Annotated in this window: 12 protein-coding genes; 5 read left to right on the top strand and 7 right to left on the bottom strand. The window is 37.5% G+C overall.

Translation table 11 applies throughout. From position 1 onward, the window contains the following. Nucleotides 1-139: 139 nt before the first annotated feature. Nucleotides 140-949, bottom strand: a complete 810-nt coding sequence (locus EFY79_RS13420; protein WP_123121235.1) for a universal stress protein — start codon at nucleotides 947-949, stop codon at nucleotides 140-142. A gap of 238 nt (nucleotides 950-1,187) precedes the next feature. Here EFY79_RS13420 and smc point away from each other — a divergent pair, with 238 nt between their 5' ends. Further along, entirely contained in the window at nucleotides 1,188-4,727 is a 3,540-nt protein-coding gene (gene smc, locus EFY79_RS13415) for a chromosome segregation protein SMC (RefSeq protein ID WP_123121234.1), read from the top strand. A 33-nt stretch (nucleotides 4,728-4,760) separates the two neighbouring features. Here smc and EFY79_RS13410 read toward each other — a convergent pair whose 3' ends face one another. Continuing rightward, on the bottom strand, nucleotides 4,761-4,970 hold the full coding sequence (locus EFY79_RS13410) for a hypothetical protein (protein WP_123121233.1): 210 nt from the start codon (nucleotides 4,968-4,970) through the stop codon (nucleotides 4,761-4,763). 445 nt (nucleotides 4,971-5,415) lie between these two features. Between EFY79_RS13410 and EFY79_RS13405 the strand changes: the two genes are divergently transcribed. From EFY79_RS13405 to EFY79_RS13390, 4 genes are all read left to right on the top strand, one after another. Then, complete coding sequence (locus tag EFY79_RS13405; protein ID WP_123121232.1) at nucleotides 5,416-7,323, top strand: DNA topoisomerase IV subunit B; 1,908 nt, start codon at nucleotides 5,416-5,418, stop codon at nucleotides 7,321-7,323. 68 nt (nucleotides 7,324-7,391) lie between these two features. Then, nucleotides 7,392-8,201, top strand: coding sequence for a DUF1835 domain-containing protein (locus EFY79_RS13400; protein ID WP_123121231.1), 810 nt, complete (start codon nucleotides 7,392-7,394; stop codon nucleotides 8,199-8,201). 8 nt (nucleotides 8,202-8,209) lie between these two features. Continuing rightward, nucleotides 8,210-8,596, top strand: a complete 387-nt coding sequence (gene gloA2 / locus EFY79_RS13395; RefSeq protein WP_123121230.1) for an SMU1112c/YaeR family gloxylase I-like metalloprotein — start codon at nucleotides 8,210-8,212, stop codon at nucleotides 8,594-8,596. Nucleotides 8,597-8,622: 26 nt separating this feature from the next. Continuing rightward, nucleotides 8,623-11,136 carry a DNA gyrase/topoisomerase IV subunit A gene (locus EFY79_RS13390; protein ID WP_123121229.1) on the top strand — a complete coding sequence of 838 codons (2,514 nt, stop codon included), beginning with the start codon at nucleotides 8,623-8,625 and terminating at the stop codon, nucleotides 11,134-11,136. 157 nt (nucleotides 11,137-11,293) lie between these two features. Here the strand turns inward: EFY79_RS13390 and EFY79_RS13385 are convergent, their stop codons facing one another. From EFY79_RS13385 to EFY79_RS13365, 5 genes are all read right to left on the bottom strand, one after another. Next, nucleotides 11,294-12,154: a BON domain-containing protein gene (locus tag EFY79_RS13385; protein WP_199727536.1), complete on the bottom strand. Its 861-nt coding sequence runs from the start codon at nucleotides 12,152-12,154 to the stop codon at nucleotides 11,294-11,296. A 303-nt stretch (nucleotides 12,155-12,457) separates the two neighbouring features. Further along, nucleotides 12,458-13,456, bottom strand: a complete 999-nt coding sequence (locus EFY79_RS13380; protein WP_123121228.1) for a hypothetical protein — start codon at nucleotides 13,454-13,456, stop codon at nucleotides 12,458-12,460. A 64-nt stretch (nucleotides 13,457-13,520) separates the two neighbouring features. Then, entirely contained in the window at nucleotides 13,521-14,072 is a 552-nt protein-coding gene (locus EFY79_RS13375; protein ID WP_199727535.1) for a D-glycero-alpha-D-manno-heptose-1,7-bisphosphate 7-phosphatase, read from the bottom strand. 24 nt (nucleotides 14,073-14,096) lie between these two features. After that, nucleotides 14,097-14,813: a nucleotidyltransferase family protein gene (locus tag EFY79_RS13370; RefSeq protein ID WP_123121227.1), complete on the bottom strand. Its 717-nt coding sequence runs from the start codon at nucleotides 14,811-14,813 to the stop codon at nucleotides 14,097-14,099. Then, nucleotides 14,806-15,390, bottom strand: coding sequence for a D-sedoheptulose-7-phosphate isomerase (locus tag EFY79_RS13365; RefSeq protein WP_123121226.1), 585 nt, complete (start codon nucleotides 15,388-15,390; stop codon nucleotides 14,806-14,808). The genes EFY79_RS13370 and EFY79_RS13365 overlap by 8 nt, the downstream gene beginning before the upstream one ends. Between the last annotated feature and the right edge of the window lie 10 nt (nucleotides 15,391-15,400).

Here is a 15,400-nt window from a genome sequence, read left to right as displayed (position 1 = left end):
AGCAAGCTTCTTTTAATGCTTCAGTCACAGAATAAAAATTCCTGCTTTTTATTCATTTACTGTGTGCCAATAAAAAAGCCTTTGGATAAAGGCTTAAAAATGTAAAATCAAAAACAAAACAAATTAATACTTGCCGGTTTTATGCGGGCAAAGTAATAATCGGTACCCGGCTATGATAGGCCAATTTTTTGGTGTGACTTGTTTTAAAAAGTTGGCTTAAGAAACTGTGCTTCCTCGGAACCGTAATAATTGCATCCATTTCCCTGCTTTCCACAAAGCTGCTGATGCCCTCCAAAAAATCATAGGCGCGCAGGAAAGAAAATTCAGGGTGGTATTCGCCTAATTTTTCTTCCATCGCTTCTTTTTCAATTTTATACTCAGGAGTTAATTCAACAAAATGCTCGCTATCTACATTCAATATCTCAAGTGATGGTTTGAAGGTGTTGATAATCTCTTTCAGTGTTACAAAAGGCGTGGTTCGGGCCACATCCGTAAAATCAGAAGTAAATACTACTTTTTTTAATCCTTTAAATTCTGCTTCCGCAGGAATAATCATTACCGGGCAATCAATTTTGCGGATAATATTTAATGTGCTTGTTCCCATAAAAACCTGCCTAATTCTTGAACTGCCGGTGATACCCATAATCACCATTTCAATACCATGGCCCAATACATATTCATAAAGCATATCCACAAAAGACCCTTCTTCAACGGCAAGAGAAATATTTCTTCCTTCCCCTATTTGTGTTCTGATTTCATTTAGTTCGTTTAAAGAAATCTGTTCCCTCGATCCTTCTTCTTTCGAACTCAAGGTAGGAAGACTGATACTACTATAAACATTGTAAAAAGTTATTTCTGCCTCCGAAACTTGCGAAGTGAGCGCCACAGCGTATTTTGCCGCATTAATTGAAGCATCCGAAAAATCAATAGGTACTAAAAATTTTTTCATTTTTGATTTTTTGTGATTAGTAATCAAATTAAAATAGCCGCAAATTTACATAATCATATTTGTAAAAAACGTCAATTAAAATGTAAACAAATCCATTGAGTAGAATGGCCTGTGAAAAATCTGTGTATAACTAAAAATGACATTAGGCTTTCCTTAAATTTTCTTTCTTGTATAACAAATATATTTGCGGGTAAGGGCTCTTAGGCTATACAATATGCCCTGTTAAATAATCCGAAAAGTGAGATTAAAGAATTTAGAAATAAAAGGCTTCAAAAGTTTTGCTGATAAAACGATAGTCAATTTTGACCAGGGCATCACCGGTGTCATAGGACCTAATGGATGTGGAAAAAGCAATATAGTCGATAGCATCAGGTGGGTAATAGGTGAGCAAAAGATAAGCCAGCTACGAAGTGAAAACCTGGAAAGTCTTGTCTTTAATGGTTCTAAAAACCGCAGTGCCAGTGGCCTTGCGGAGGTGAGCCTCACTTTTGAGAATACGAGAAATCTGCTGCCTACAGAATTTCAAACGGTTACGGTTACACGTAAATATTACAAAAACGGTGAAAGCGAATATCGTCTCAATGATGTGTCCTGTCGTTTGAAGGATATTCATAACCTGTTTATGGATACCGGCGTAAGTACCGACAGTTATGCTATCATCGAGCTTGGAATGGTGGACGACATTATAAAAGATAAAGATTATAGCAGGCGCAGGATGCTGGAACAGGCAGCGGGGATTTCAATTTATAAAACACGGAAAAAAGAAGCAAAACTTAAACTCGATGCAACCGAACAAGACCTTGCCCGTATTGAAGATTTACTTTTTGAAATTAACAACCAATTAAAAACACTTGAGAGCCAGGCTAAAAAAGCAGAAAAATATTTTGAGATAAAAAAAGATTACCGCTCGCTCAATATTGAGCTGGCAAAAGCTGTTCTTGAGGGATTTAATATTTCCTATAAAGATTTGAATGACCAGCAAAAGGCTGAAACTGACAAACGTTTTGAGCTGGAAGCCAAAATAGCCACAGAAGAAGCACAGTTGGAAAAAGAAAAAGCCGGATTTATAGAAAAAGAAAAATCACTTCAGCAGCAGCAACATGCATTTAATGAACTGAACAGCGCGGTAAAGGAAAAAGAAAATCAGAAGAATTTAAGCGCGCAACGGTTGCAATACCTGCGCGAAAGAGAAACCAGCCTTAAAGATTTTCTACTTAAGGCCAAAGAGCAATTGAAAGGAATTGAAGAAAGCATCCTGTTTTCCAAACAGCAAATAGAAGATGAAGATATAAAACTGTCTGACCAGAAAGAAAAGCTGGTTCAGTTGAAAGATAGTGTTGAAGAAAAAAGAAGTATTTATGATGAAAAGAGAAATGCTGTAGATGCTCTAAGGCAAGCGCAGATGCAACTGCAACGAAGTCATTTTGAGGCAGAAAAAAAGGTGGCCGTAGCTGATACTTCAATCTTTAATTTGCAAAGAACGATAGCACAACTGGAAGAGGAACAAAGATCCCGTGAAATAAACTTCGAAACACTTCAGAAAAATAAAAAAGAAAAAGAAGAAGAGCTTGATGAAAAACGAATACTTCTTGACGAATTAAAAAAACACCAGGAACATACAAAAGAACAAATCCTGGAAACTCAGTCCGAGCTTGAAAAATTAAGAACAGAGCTAGCAGAAGAAAACCGCGAGCTTGACGCAAGGCAAAATGAGCACGACCTCTTGAAAAGCCTTATCGATAACATGGAAGGATATCCTGAAAGCGTAAAATTTCTTCACAATAATCAATCATGGAATTATAAAGCGCCGGTTCTTTCAGATTTAATTTATGTAAAAGAAGAATACCGTGCGGCTGTTGAAAATGTGCTTGAGCCTTATTTAAATTATTATGTTGTAGATAACCTGCAGCAAGGATTAACTGCTGTTCATTTATTAGATGAACATAAAAAGGGAAAAGCCAATTTCTTTTTGCTGGATCAGCTAAATGCGCTGGAAAATAAAAATGTAATTGAACAATTGCCCAATACAATTCCTGCTCTTAAGGTGATTGAAATTGATAATAAATACAATCATCTTGTGAACTTCCTTTTAGGGAATGTTTTTATTGCTGAAAATGAGGAAGCGCTGCAAAACAGCAATGGCCATGTTATATTGGAAAAATCAGGAAAGTATGTGAAAGGAAAATATTCTTTAACGGGTGGAAGTGTTGGCCTGTTTGAAGGCAAGAAAATCGGCCGCGCTAAAAACCTTGAAAAATTATCTGAAAAAATAGCAAAACAACAACAGATTGTGCTGCGACTGAAATCCGTTATCAGCCAAAAATCAAATGAGGTGATTGCGTTTAATCAGCAACTGAAAGAAACCGCTATCCAGGAGACGCAGCAAGCGATAAATGATCTTATAAATACCTCGTTTGCCATTCAAAATAAAATTGAAAACCTCCTGCATCAAAAAAGTCTGTCCGAAAACAGGATGGATCAAATGAAAGAACAACTCGAAAATTATCAAAACGATATTGAGGATACACGGTTTTCTCTGCTTGATCTTTCTGAAAAAGTGAAAGAACATGAAGATAAAATGAAGTTGGTAAATGATGAATTTATTAAAGCGGAACAGGAATATAATTTAGCCAATAGTTTTTTCAATGAGCAGAACCTTCAGCTAACTCGCCAGCAAAGCAAAGTCAATTCTATCCGGCAGGAATTAGAATTCAAACAGAAGCAGTTAAATGATCTGAACATACAATCTGAAAATAGTGACCTGCAATTAACTGAAGCCCTAAAAAATATTTCAGATACATCTGCACAGCTTAAAAGACTGGAAGAGGAATTGATGTCTTCAATGAAGAGCAGGCAAACAGCCGAACAGCAATTAAACGAAGCCGACCAGGCATATTATAATCTCAGAAATGAATTAAGCGAAAAGGAAACAGAACTAAGGCATAAGCAAAAAGCGAAAGAACTTTCCGACCACTTGCTGAACGAAATAAAGGATAAGCTTAATGAATTGAAGCTGCAGGTGGCAGGCATGAAAGAAAGATTGAGCGTTGAATTTAAGGTTGACCTTGATACCATTCTTGATGAAGAAAGAAACACGAATATGGCATTGGAAGATCTGCAGGAAAAATGTGACAGAATGAAAAAGAGGCTGGAAAATATGGGCGAAATTAATCCCACGGCAATTGAGGCGTTTACTGAAATGAAAAAGCGTTTTGATTTTATTGGGGAACAAAAAAATGATCTCGTTAACGCCAAAGAATCATTAATGCAAACCATCCAGGAAGTTGAAACGACAGCCAATCAAAAGTTTTTGGAAACGTTTAACCAGGTAAGGGAGAATTTTCAAAATGTGTTTAAAGCTTTGTTTACTGATGATGATACGGCTGATATGGTGCTTGAAAACCCGGAAAACCTTGCCGACACCGGAATTGACATTATAGCTAAACCGAAAGGCAAAAGGCCAACAAGCATTACACAACTGAGTGGAGGAGAAAAAACTTTAACGGCTACTGCTTTGTTATTTGCAATTTATCTTATCAAGCCCGCTCCTTTTTGTATTCTTGATGAAGTGGATGCGCCGCTCGATGATGCCAACGTGGGGAAGTTCACCCAGATGATTAGGAAGTTTAGTAAGGATTCACAATTTATTATTGTTACTCACAATAAAATGACGATGGCTTCTGTTGATGTAATTTATGGCGTCACTATGCAGGAGCCCGGCGTCAGTAAATTAGTGCCAGTGGATTTCCGGGGATTGGATCACCAGTTCGTAAACTAAATTGCTTTGATACAGAATCAATCATTCCTAACTTCATGTTCGCTTTTTAGAAACTACTAAAACTACACCGATTACCGCAATAATGCCGCCTGCATAGGTAGGCCAGCCGTACCAGTGGTTTTCTGTTTTGGAAATTTGTATTGGACCTGCATCAACGATATTTTTCTCCTCCGGAATTGAAACTCCTCTCACGATGATCATTATAATACCAACGGCGATTAAAATCCATCCAACAACTTTCATAGCTTAATTTTTAAGATTATTATAAAATTTAATTTATGCTATAACAATTAAAGTGCCGATTCACATAAGCACGATATTTTGATTTAGCAAAAGCAACGATTTCTTAACCGGAGGCTATAAAGAGTCTTTAATAATTTGTGATAAAGAGAATAATAATGATTTTGATGAGTACAATCCTGCCACCAAGGCCGAAAAAAATGTTTTTAAAAATATACCTGTTAGTAAAGCAGGAAATAATTATTTTTTTAATTCTGTTGTGATCGGCAGCCGGACGTTTAATTTATTTTTTCACATGGTGTTTACAACATTCCTTCGTGTTTGGTTTGTCCTTTACTTATATTTGAAAGAATTGATCTGAAGCCTGAAAGCGCTTATGGATCTATATTTAAACAATGGTGAAAAGAAGTTTGCTGTTCTTTTTGCCCAAAAAATTTATTAAAAATTCATGGCTGATAACTTGTTTGATTATAACGAAGAATCCATAAAAAGTTTAGATTGGAAAGAGCACATTCGACTGCGCCCCGGCATGTATATCGGGAAATTAGGCGATGGTAACAGTCCCGACGATGGCATATACGTTTTGTTGAAAGAAGTGATTGACAATAGCATTGATGAACACACGATGGGTTTTGGCAAGCATGTGGATATCACTATTGATGACAAGACTGTCACTGTCAGGGATTATGGAAGGGGAATTCCGTTGGGGAAAGTTGTGGATGTGGTGAGTAAAATCAACACGGGCGCAAAATATGACAGCAAAGCATTTCAAAAAAGCGTGGGCCTGAATGGCGTAGGAACCAAGGCTGTAAACGCTTTGAGCGAATATTTTAAAGTAACCTCTATACGCGATGGAAAACAAAAAACGGCAGAGTTTGAAAGAGGAAAATTAATCAGTGACAAAAAGGAAGCGAAAACCACTGAAGAAAATGGAACAGAGATAACATTTGTTGCTGACGAAAAGATTTTTAAGAATTATCATTTCACACGCGAATTTTTAGATAACCAATTTTGGAATTATTGTTTCCTCAACGCAGGATTGGTAATCAACTTCAATGGAAAAAGATACGTGAGTAAAAATGGATTGCTGGATCTGTTGGAACGCAAAACGAACGTTGATGAAATACGCTATCCGATTATACATTTAAAAGCCGAAGATATTGAAGTAGCCATCACTCATAATAACCAGTATGGAGAGGAATATTACAGCTTCGTAAACGGGCAATTTACAACGCAGGGCGGGACGCATCTTTCAGGTTTCAGGGAAGGAATCGTAAAAACGGTCAGGGAGTTTTACAAGAAAGATTATGATGCTTCAGACATAAGAGGAAGTATCTGCGCTGCCATCAGTATTCGTGTGCAGGAACCGGTTTTTGAAAGCCAGACAAAAACAAAACTTGGCTCAACTCTGATGTTTGAAAAAGGACCAGCAGTAAAAACATTTATTTCTGATTTTCTTGGAAGGGAATTGAATAATTTTCTTCATAAAAATCCTTCAGTTGCTGATGACCTGAAAAAAAGAATTGAACAAAATGAAAGAGAGCGCAAGGACATGGCCGGAATAAAAAAGCTGGCCAACGAACGTGCAAAAAAAGCAAACCTGCATAATAAAAAATTGCGCGATTGCCGGTATCATTTTAATGATGAAGCAGAAGGAAAAAACAAAGAGGAAATCAACGCAAAAAAAATGGAAAGTACACTTTTCATAACGGAAGGTGACAGTGCGAGTGGCTCTATTACCAAATCGCGAAATGTAGAAACGCAGGCAGTTTTCAGCTTGCGGGGAAAGCCTTTGAACAGTTTTGGGCTCACAAAAAAAATAGTGTATGAAAACGAAGAATTCAATCTTTTGCAACATGCGCTGAATATCGAAAGTGGTTATGAAGATCTTCGTTATAATAATATTGTGATTGCCACTGATGCCGACGTGGATGGAATGCATATCCGTCTTTTGCTGATGACTTTTTTCCTGCAGTTTTTTCCTGATTTGGTTAAAAATGGGCACGTATATATTTTGGAAACCCCATTATTTCGTGTACGCACCATGCCGGGAAAAAATAAAGAAAAGCAGGAAACTATTTATTGTTATAGTGAGCAGGAAAAAGAAAAGGCTGTTTTGAAATTAGGAGGCAAGCCTGAAATTACAAGATTCAAGGGTTTGGGTGAAATATCTCCTGAAGAATTTGGAAATTTTATTGGTGAAAATATAAGATTGCAGCCTGTAATGCTTTTGCCTGAAATGCACGTGCAGCAATTGCTGGAATATTACATGGGAAAAAACACGCCATCGCGCCAGGATTTTATTATCGAAAATTTGAAAGTGGAAATGGATTTGGTGGAAGAAACAGTCAGTTAATGTGCTAATCTGCTAATTGGCCAATGTAGAGTAAAATCAAAAAATAATTCTAAATTTTAAATTAATAAATGCATATCGTTTTTCAACAGGAAGATGTAAAAACACTTTCCAAAGCTTTTGAATTGGACGAATCGTTGCAAAGCCAAATTTTTGAAATAAAAGATGACTTTGCAGTAGGGCCATTGCAAAATATTTATTCAGATGAAGGAATTGAAAACAGAAAAGCTTGGTGGCGTAAGGTGTTATCGGGCGGCGACCTCAATGGGCATGTAGACACAGGACAGGTGAATGATCAGTCTACGGTGGATAATATAAAGAAACAGTTAACAGAAAACGAAAATGAAAACGCCTGGATTTGGGTCGCGCCTAATAAACATGACGTTTGCGGCTATTATTGGTTAATGGCGCAATTAAAACGATTCGAAGGAAGGGTGTATGTTCTTATGCTAAACAATCTTCCTTTCATCAATGAAAAAGGAACCATTTTTTATCCTCAGAATTTATACGAAATTCCACCGCGCGAATTTTTAAAAGCCAAAAAGCTTGCGCGCCAAATCACAAAATCAGAATTTGAGATTGACCCGGATGAATGGGAAAAGATTGCTAACGAAAATAAAATGGTGCGCATATTGGAAGGAGCAAAAAAGCTTTCACAGCATAATGTTGATTTTTTTGACAAGTTTATTGTGGAATACATTACACCTGACTGGCAGAAAGCAGGAAAAGTGATTAACCAGGTTTTATCAAAAGCCAAGCAAGTTACAGGCGATGCTTTTCTTCTTTGGCGCATAAAAGAGTTGGTGGCTGCAGGTGATATAGATTCGCAGGGCGAACTAAAAAACATGAAGGATTTTGAGATAAAAAAGAAAGTGCAATAAACAATTATATGCAGATAAAGAGAATTCATCATGTGGCCATTTTAACCGGAGACTATGAAAAAAGCAAACATTTTTATACAAAAATTTTGGGCTTTACAATTATAGCCGAAAATTACAGGGCCGAAAAAAAATCATTTAAACTGGATCTTGCTATCAATAATATTTATCAAATTGAATTATTTTCATTTCCTGATTTTAAGGAGCGGCAATCTTTTCCTGAAGCCAAAGGCCTGCGGCACCTGGCTTTTGCTGTTGACAACCTGGATGAAGCAGTAAACGAACTTATATCTAAGAATGTTATTGTAGAGGAAATCAGAACTGATGAGTTAACGAATAAAAGATTTTGTTTTTTCTTTGATCCCAATGGTCAGCCACTGGAATTATATGAAATTTAAAATAAGAAGTAGCAACGAAAATAAAAATGGCAAAAAAAGAAAAGCAGGAATACAAACACAGTGACTCAGGAATTTCAGGCCAGTATAAAACCTGGTTTCTTGATTATGCGAGCTACGTTATTTTGGAACGCGCCGTGCCGGCAATTGAAGATGGATTAAAGCCTGTGCAGCGGCGCATTCTGCATGCAATGAAAGAAATGGATGATGGCAGGTTTAATAAGGTTGCTAATATTATCGGCCAAAGCATGCAATATCATCCGCATGGTGACGCGAGTATTGGTGATGCTATTGTAAATCTGGGACAAAAAGATTTGCTCATAGAAACCCAGGGAAATTGGGGCGATGTGCGTACGGGCGATGAAGCCGCTGCCCCAAGATACATCGAAGCGCGGCCAAGTAAATTTGCATTGGAGGTGGCTTTCAATAATAAAACTACCAATTGGCAATTGAGTTATGACGGAAGAAAAAATGAGCCGGTGACGTTGCCAATGAAGTTTCCGTTATTGCTGGCCCAGGGAGCTGAAGGTATCGCAGTAGGCCTTGCTACTAAAATTCTTCCCCACAATTTTTGCGAGCTTATTGAGGCCACCATCAAGTATTATAAAGGAAAAAAATTTGAATTGTTTCCGGATTTCTCTACTGGCGGAATGATTGACATCTCAAACTATAACGATGGCTTGCGGGGTGGAAAAGTGAGAGTGCGCGCAAGGATAGAAGAGGTGGATAAAAAGACGCTTGTGATCAAAGATGTTCCGTTCGGAACCACGACTACGCAGCTCATCGATAGCATCATCAAGGCAAATGATAATGGTAAAATAAAAATTAAAAAAGTAACTGATAATACCGCTGCAGAAGTTGAAATCGCAGTAGACCTGGCTGCAGGAATTTCACCTGATATTACAATTGACGCGCTCTATGCATTTACCGATTGCGAGGTGTCAATTTCTCCGAATGCATGTGTCATCGAAGATCAAAAGCCGGTTTTTGCAGGTGCATCGCAGCTATTAAAATTTTCTGCAGACCACACCCGGAATCTGCTAAAGCTTGAGTTGGAAATTAAGCTGAGAGAGCTCCAGGATAAATGGCATTATACTTCGCTCGAAAAAATATTTTTCGAAGAAAAAATCTATAAAGAGTTAGAAAAAAAACATGAAACATGGGACAAAGTAATCGCCGCAATTGATAAAGCTTTTGTTCCGTTTAAAAAATTATTGCAACGTGATGTTACCAGGGAAGATATTCTGAGACTAACGGAGAAACCTGTACGAAGAATTTATAAATTAGATATTGATGATCTTATTGCGCAGATTAAATCGTTGGAAGACCAGATTGATGAAGTAAGGCATCACCTTGAATTTCTTACGGAATATGCCATTTCGTATTATGAAGAATTATTAAAAAAATTTGGGAAGGGCCGCGAACGAAAAACAGAAATCAAACTCTTTGATACGATACAAGCGAAGGCTGTGGCGATTGCCAACACAAAAATTTATGTAAACCGTTCAGAAGGCTTTATAGGCACCAGCCTCAGAAAGGATGAGTTTGTGGAGGATTGCAGCGACCTTGATGACATTATCGCCTTTACAAGGTCGGGCAAAATGAAGGTGGTGAAAGTGGCAGATAAAGTTTTTATTGGAAAAGATATCATCCATGTGGCGGTATTCAGAAGAGACGATGACCGCACGACCTACAACATGATTTATGCAGATGGTAAAAAAGGAATCAGCTATGCCAAGCGGTTTAATGTAACCTCCATCACGCGCGATAAAGAATATGATCTTACCAAAGGCGATGAAAAAAGTAAAGTTCATTATTTCAGCGTTAATCCTAATGGTGAGGCGGAAGTGGTTCATATTCTTCTTACGCCCGGCTGCAGTGCGCGGAATAAAGAATTTGATTTTTATTTTGAAACGCTTGAAATCCGCAGCCGCACCAGCATTGGCAACCAGGTAACCAAATATCCAATCAAGTCTGTTAAGCTGGTCGAAAAAGGAAAATCCACTCTTGATCAGCGGCAGCTTTGGTTTGATGAAACATTCGGCAGGCTTAACACCGAGCAAAAAGGTTTGCTGCTTGGAGATTTTGAAGGCGATGATAAAATTCTTGTGATATATAAAGATGGCAGTTATGAAATCACAAGCCAGGAAGTAACACAGAGATTTGAGGTAGATGAAATTGAGCTTATTGAAAAATTTGACCCTGAAAGAATTATTACAGCCGTATACCTTGACAACGAAAAATTGCAATACAACGTAAAGCGATTCAAAATTGAAACGCATACCCTCAACAACAAATTTGTTTTTATAAAAGAAGGAAAAGACAACCGCCTCATAAAAGCGACTACCGCTGAGGAGCCTATACTTCAAATGCAGACGGGCAGAGGCACACAGGTAAGGAAGGCAAAAATTAAATTACATAAAGTGGTAGATGTGATGGGATGGAAAGCTGTCGGAAATAAGCTAACGGATTATTCTAAATCGGACCAGATGGAATGGGCTCTCCCTGAAAAGCCCGGCACGCAAGCGGAATTATTTCGATAAATTTTATCGTGACTCCGCGGTTGCGATTTATTAAAAGATTTTCATCTGCAACAGAATAAAAATTCCGGGAATTTATGGCTTTACTATAGTGTAAAAAAATAAACGCAGTGATTTATGATCGCTGCGTTTATTTTTGATGTTGAGATGGTCAAACGTGTTATCCGTGAATGGAATGATCCTGATTCTTGGTAGTGGTATATTTCGTGTTGGAAGTGATGGGCATGTCACCATTATTCACCGAATTTTTATAAATGGTATTTTCTTCGTTTCTTATTACCCGTAGATTATTTTGAACTTCCTTAACTCCGGTCACATCTTCAGCAAGGTCTTCAGCCCTGTGTTTTGAATATCTCGATTCGACCGACCCGCTTAAAGTTACTTCGCCGTCTTTTACACTTACCTGGATTGCGGATGCATCCAAAAATGAATCTTCGCTTAGTTTATCTGAAACATCTTCGCGGATTCTCTCTTCAGAACGGGTATAATTTTTCGGACCTTTGCCCCTGTGTGGCCCTGATCTCATCTCGTCCCTGCGGCGTCGGCGCTCAGCATCATCATCTCCAAACCATGAAGCCACTTCGTCCTTGGTTTTATCCCACCATCCTCTTTCATTGTCCCGCCATTGACTATCGCGATTACGCGAAAAGTTTGCATCAGGATAATTCAAATAATAGCCGCTGTGATAATCATTTATATCCTGATAGTTGTTGTACCTGTCGGAATAATATTGATTTCTGTAATCGTTAGACCGATTATTCCGATAGTCGCTGTCTCTGTCATTATATGAGCTATGGTAATGCCTGTTTTCGTAATTATTTTCAGGAGAGGAGCTTCTCCATCTATTTCTTGCATTCCAATATTCATTTTCTCTGTCGCTCGAATAAACGTTTCGTCCTTCGCGGTTTTGTCGATTAGGGTTTGCCGGGTTTCTGTCCCAATTCATTTCAAAATTTCTTTCATTTTGAGAAGTGTAATTATCCGGCTGATATCTTTTTTCATTTCTATTATAGTCTTCCATGATACTTAATTTTTATAGTATTAAATAAGCTTATAAAAGAAAACTTTGTTCCAATATTTGATTCTGCTAATAAGATTACAGCGAGTGAGAATATAAAGATTATTAACGTATGAAAATGAAAACCCTATAAATTACACTTTCAACTATCTTAATTTTTTAAGGTGGCTAAGTATGTTTGCGTGCGAGATTTTTGTTGATATCATTCTACAAATAAAGCCTAAGAAATTTTCTGAATTGAAATATTTTTCATGCCAATTTTATAGCATAATGATGTCACGGAAGAAAACAGAGAAAATTTATAAACTATTTTTTTTGATTTTGGAGTTGCAGGTTTTCATTGTTTATAGTCTCGCCACTATCCTGATCTTCTGGTTTGCGCTGGCTTAATTTGGATTCGTCAATATTTCCTTTTGCATCCAGGATAGGATGGGGCACAGGCTCCTGGCCTTCGGGGGTTTTTTGGTTAAATATCTTTTCGATGTAAACCCATTTGCCATCTTTCCACTCTAATCCCTCATAATCGCCGTCAGGGATATAGGTATATTTTTTCTTTGGCTCGCCTGTCTCCGAAACAAGATGCTCAAAAATGATAATGCCCATTTCTTCATCATAAGATAATTTTGGGCTGGCATTTTTCCTGAACTCCATAATGTACCGGTCTTTTGGCTTACTGGTAGCGCCGCTGTTTTTAAAGCTAAAATAAGGCCCTCCAAAAACAGGCTGCCCATCTTTGAAAGTTAATACGTCGATAATTTTCCGATCGCTCACCATGCTGTTGTCATCAAACCCAAGCAAGGTATAAAAGGTCTTGCCAAATGCTTTTTCTTCTATTACTTTATAATACAAAGCACCAATCCACGCATGATTACTGGTAACAGTATCCTCCTGGTTTTTGATTAAATCTGTTTTATCAATCAACGGAAATAATTTCAACTGTCCGTCCTTTGTGTTCATCTGGATAGCGCCATGCTTCCGGATTACATCGCCGTTAACCGCCAGTTGCCAGGTAAAAATTTTAAACGAGCTATCCGGGGGAACCACCTTAGCGATGCTCACCAATGAATCAAATGGATAATAAAATGAGTTTTTAATTTGCAAGGCACGTACGAGCGTTTTCGTAAACTGGCTGTCTGCGGAAAAACGATCTTCTGCATTTCTTCCATATAAAATCTCGTGGGCGGATTTTTTTAATGAATCTTCTTTTTTTTGCAAAAGTTTATTATCCTTCTGCGATATCCGTTGGCCATAAGAAGCGCCTGAAAGCAAAAATAAAACGCAAAAAAAATATAGTGCTTTGTTCATTTTTCTTGTTTAGGCAAAATAAACTTTAATTCATACAAGATATTGTTAACCGGCCAACTTTTAACTAACTACTAATGCTTCTTGCCACTGAGATCAAATCACTGAAAACGACGTCAATATTCTGATCCGGTAGCACAATTTCCTTTTGAGTAGTAGTAAGAAAAATATTGATAGCAACTCCAAGGTTTCTCCCAAACTTCATATCGCTTAAGGTATTGCCAATCATTATACTTTTTGCAAGCGATATGGCGGGAAAATCTTTAATAGCCTGCAAACCCATACCTGGATTTGGTTTTCGGTTTTCACTTTCCATTTCTGTGCACACATAAATATTATCAATCCTTCCGCCAGCCGCCACAATTTCTTCTTTCATGTTTTTGTGAATATGATTCAGATCGCCTATTTGAGTTAGCCCTTTTGCAACGCCACGCTGGTTGGTAATCATTACAATCACACCAAATTTTTTACTGAAAATTTCAAAGGCTTCTTTTGCGCCTTCATAAAATTTAAACTCTTCCCACTTATGAATATAGTCGTCTTTTTTTTCTTCATTCACCACTCCATCTCTGTCAATAAAGAGTGTCCATGATGAATCAATATGCTTTAAGTTTTTCAATCTGCAGTAAATGAATAAATATGCTTAAAAATTATTTTGAACTGCCGGCAATTCCTTTTGTGCTTTTTCATAATCTTCCGGAATACCAATGTCAATAAAATAGCAATCCTGTTCTATTCCAAAAATCCGGTGGTTTGGTGAGTGTACTTTTTTTTCCAGATAATCTTTTTCAAATGAAAATTTCTGCGGCAAAGGTTCATGTAAAAACTCCTGTGTGTTGAGCGCATACATTCCACCATTAATTAATCCTTGTTTGTAAAATTGTTTTTCTTTGAAAGATTTTATTGAGGAATCATCATTTAACTCAACAACTCCGTAGCGATCAAAATTTTCCATTCTTTTTAAACTGAGCGTACAAGCTGCATTTTTTTGAAAATGAAATTCGGAAAGCCGGTTAATATCCACATTATAAAACGTATCGCCGTTGCAAACTAAAATATTTCTCTCGATGGTTTTGTTTATGGCGAGTTGAATAGCACCCCCAGTGCCCAACGGCTCTGTTTCCAACGAGATTGAATAATTGAGTTCTTTATAATTTGATGACAGATATTCTTCGATGGCTTCATGCAAATAGCCGACACTAAAAATAAAATGCTCGATACCGCTTTTTTTCAAAAACTCAATTAGATAATATAGGAAAGGTTTATCACCTACTATTGCCATGCATTTTGGAACATCAGAAACCACAGGCCGCAACCTTGTTCCCATGCCGCCGGCAAGAATTATAGTTTCCTTAATCATTCTTTGGTTTGAAATATATTTCTTCCACAAACTGGCAGATGATATGGCCAAGAGTGATATGGCTTTCCTGGATACGGGGCGTATCATCAGAAGGAACGTTTATTAAAATGTCTGAATACTTTTTCATTTTTCCCCCGGTTGATCCTGTAAATCCAATGGTAAACATTTTATTTTCTTTAGCCTGTTCAAATGCGCTGACAATATTTTTACTGTTGCCTGAAGTGCTTAATCCCACCAGGATATCACCTGCATTGCCAATTCCTTTTATCAATCTTGAATAAATAACATCGAAATTATAATCATTGGCCACAGCGGTGAGATACGAGGTATTGCAGTGCAAAGCTTCTGCCGGAAGCGCCTTTCTATCTATATAAAATCTTCCGCTGAATTCGGCTGCAAGGTGTTGTGCATCCGAAGCGCTGCCACCGTTGCCACAAAACAAAACTTTATTCCCTTTTTCAAATGCGGAAACAATGGCATTTACCGAATCATTTACGGCAAGCAATAGCCTATCGTCTGTGAGAATTTTTTGCTTCACTTCTATAGATGCCTGGATTATTTTTTTTATTTTTTCCATAATTCTTTAT

The sequence above is a fragment of the Hanamia caeni genome (assembly GCF_003721595.1).
GTDB lineage: Bacteria > Bacteroidota > Bacteroidia > Chitinophagales > Chitinophagaceae > Ginsengibacter > Ginsengibacter caeni.
Note: the sequence above shows the minus strand (reverse complement) of the source record. Positions and strands in the feature narration are given on the sequence as shown.

What these genes read in the sequence shown, in the direction of transcription:
- EFY79_RS13405 (WP_123121232.1), top strand. Translation starts at nt 5,416, where the DNA reads ATGGCTGATAACTTGTTTGATTATAACGAAGAATCCATAAAAAGTTTA.
- EFY79_RS13410 (WP_123121233.1), bottom strand. Translation starts at nt 4,970, where the DNA reads ATGAAAGTTGTTGGATGGATTTTAATCGCCGTTGGTATTATAATGATC.
- EFY79_RS13370 (WP_123121227.1), bottom strand. Translation starts at nt 14,813, where the DNA reads ATGATTAAGGAAACTATAATTCTTGCCGGCGGCATGGGAACAAGGTTG.
- EFY79_RS13420 (WP_123121235.1), bottom strand. Translation starts at nt 949, where the DNA reads ATGAAAAAATTTTTAGTACCTATTGATTTTTCGGATGCTTCAATTAAT.
- gloA2 (WP_123121230.1), top strand. Translation starts at nt 8,210, where the DNA reads ATGCAGATAAAGAGAATTCATCATGTGGCCATTTTAACCGGAGACTAT.
- EFY79_RS13400 (WP_123121231.1), top strand. Translation starts at nt 7,392, where the DNA reads ATGCATATCGTTTTTCAACAGGAAGATGTAAAAACACTTTCCAAAGCT.
- EFY79_RS13385 (WP_199727536.1), bottom strand. Translation starts at nt 12,154, where the DNA reads ATGGAAGACTATAATAGAAATGAAAAAAGATATCAGCCGGATAATTAC.
- EFY79_RS13380 (WP_123121228.1), bottom strand. Translation starts at nt 13,456, where the DNA reads ATGAACAAAGCACTATATTTTTTTTGCGTTTTATTTTTGCTTTCAGGC.
- EFY79_RS13390 (WP_123121229.1), top strand. Translation starts at nt 8,623, where the DNA reads ATGGCAAAAAAAGAAAAGCAGGAATACAAACACAGTGACTCAGGAATT.
- EFY79_RS13365 (WP_123121226.1), bottom strand. Translation starts at nt 15,390, where the DNA reads ATGGAAAAAATAAAAAAAATAATCCAGGCATCTATAGAAGTGAAGCAA.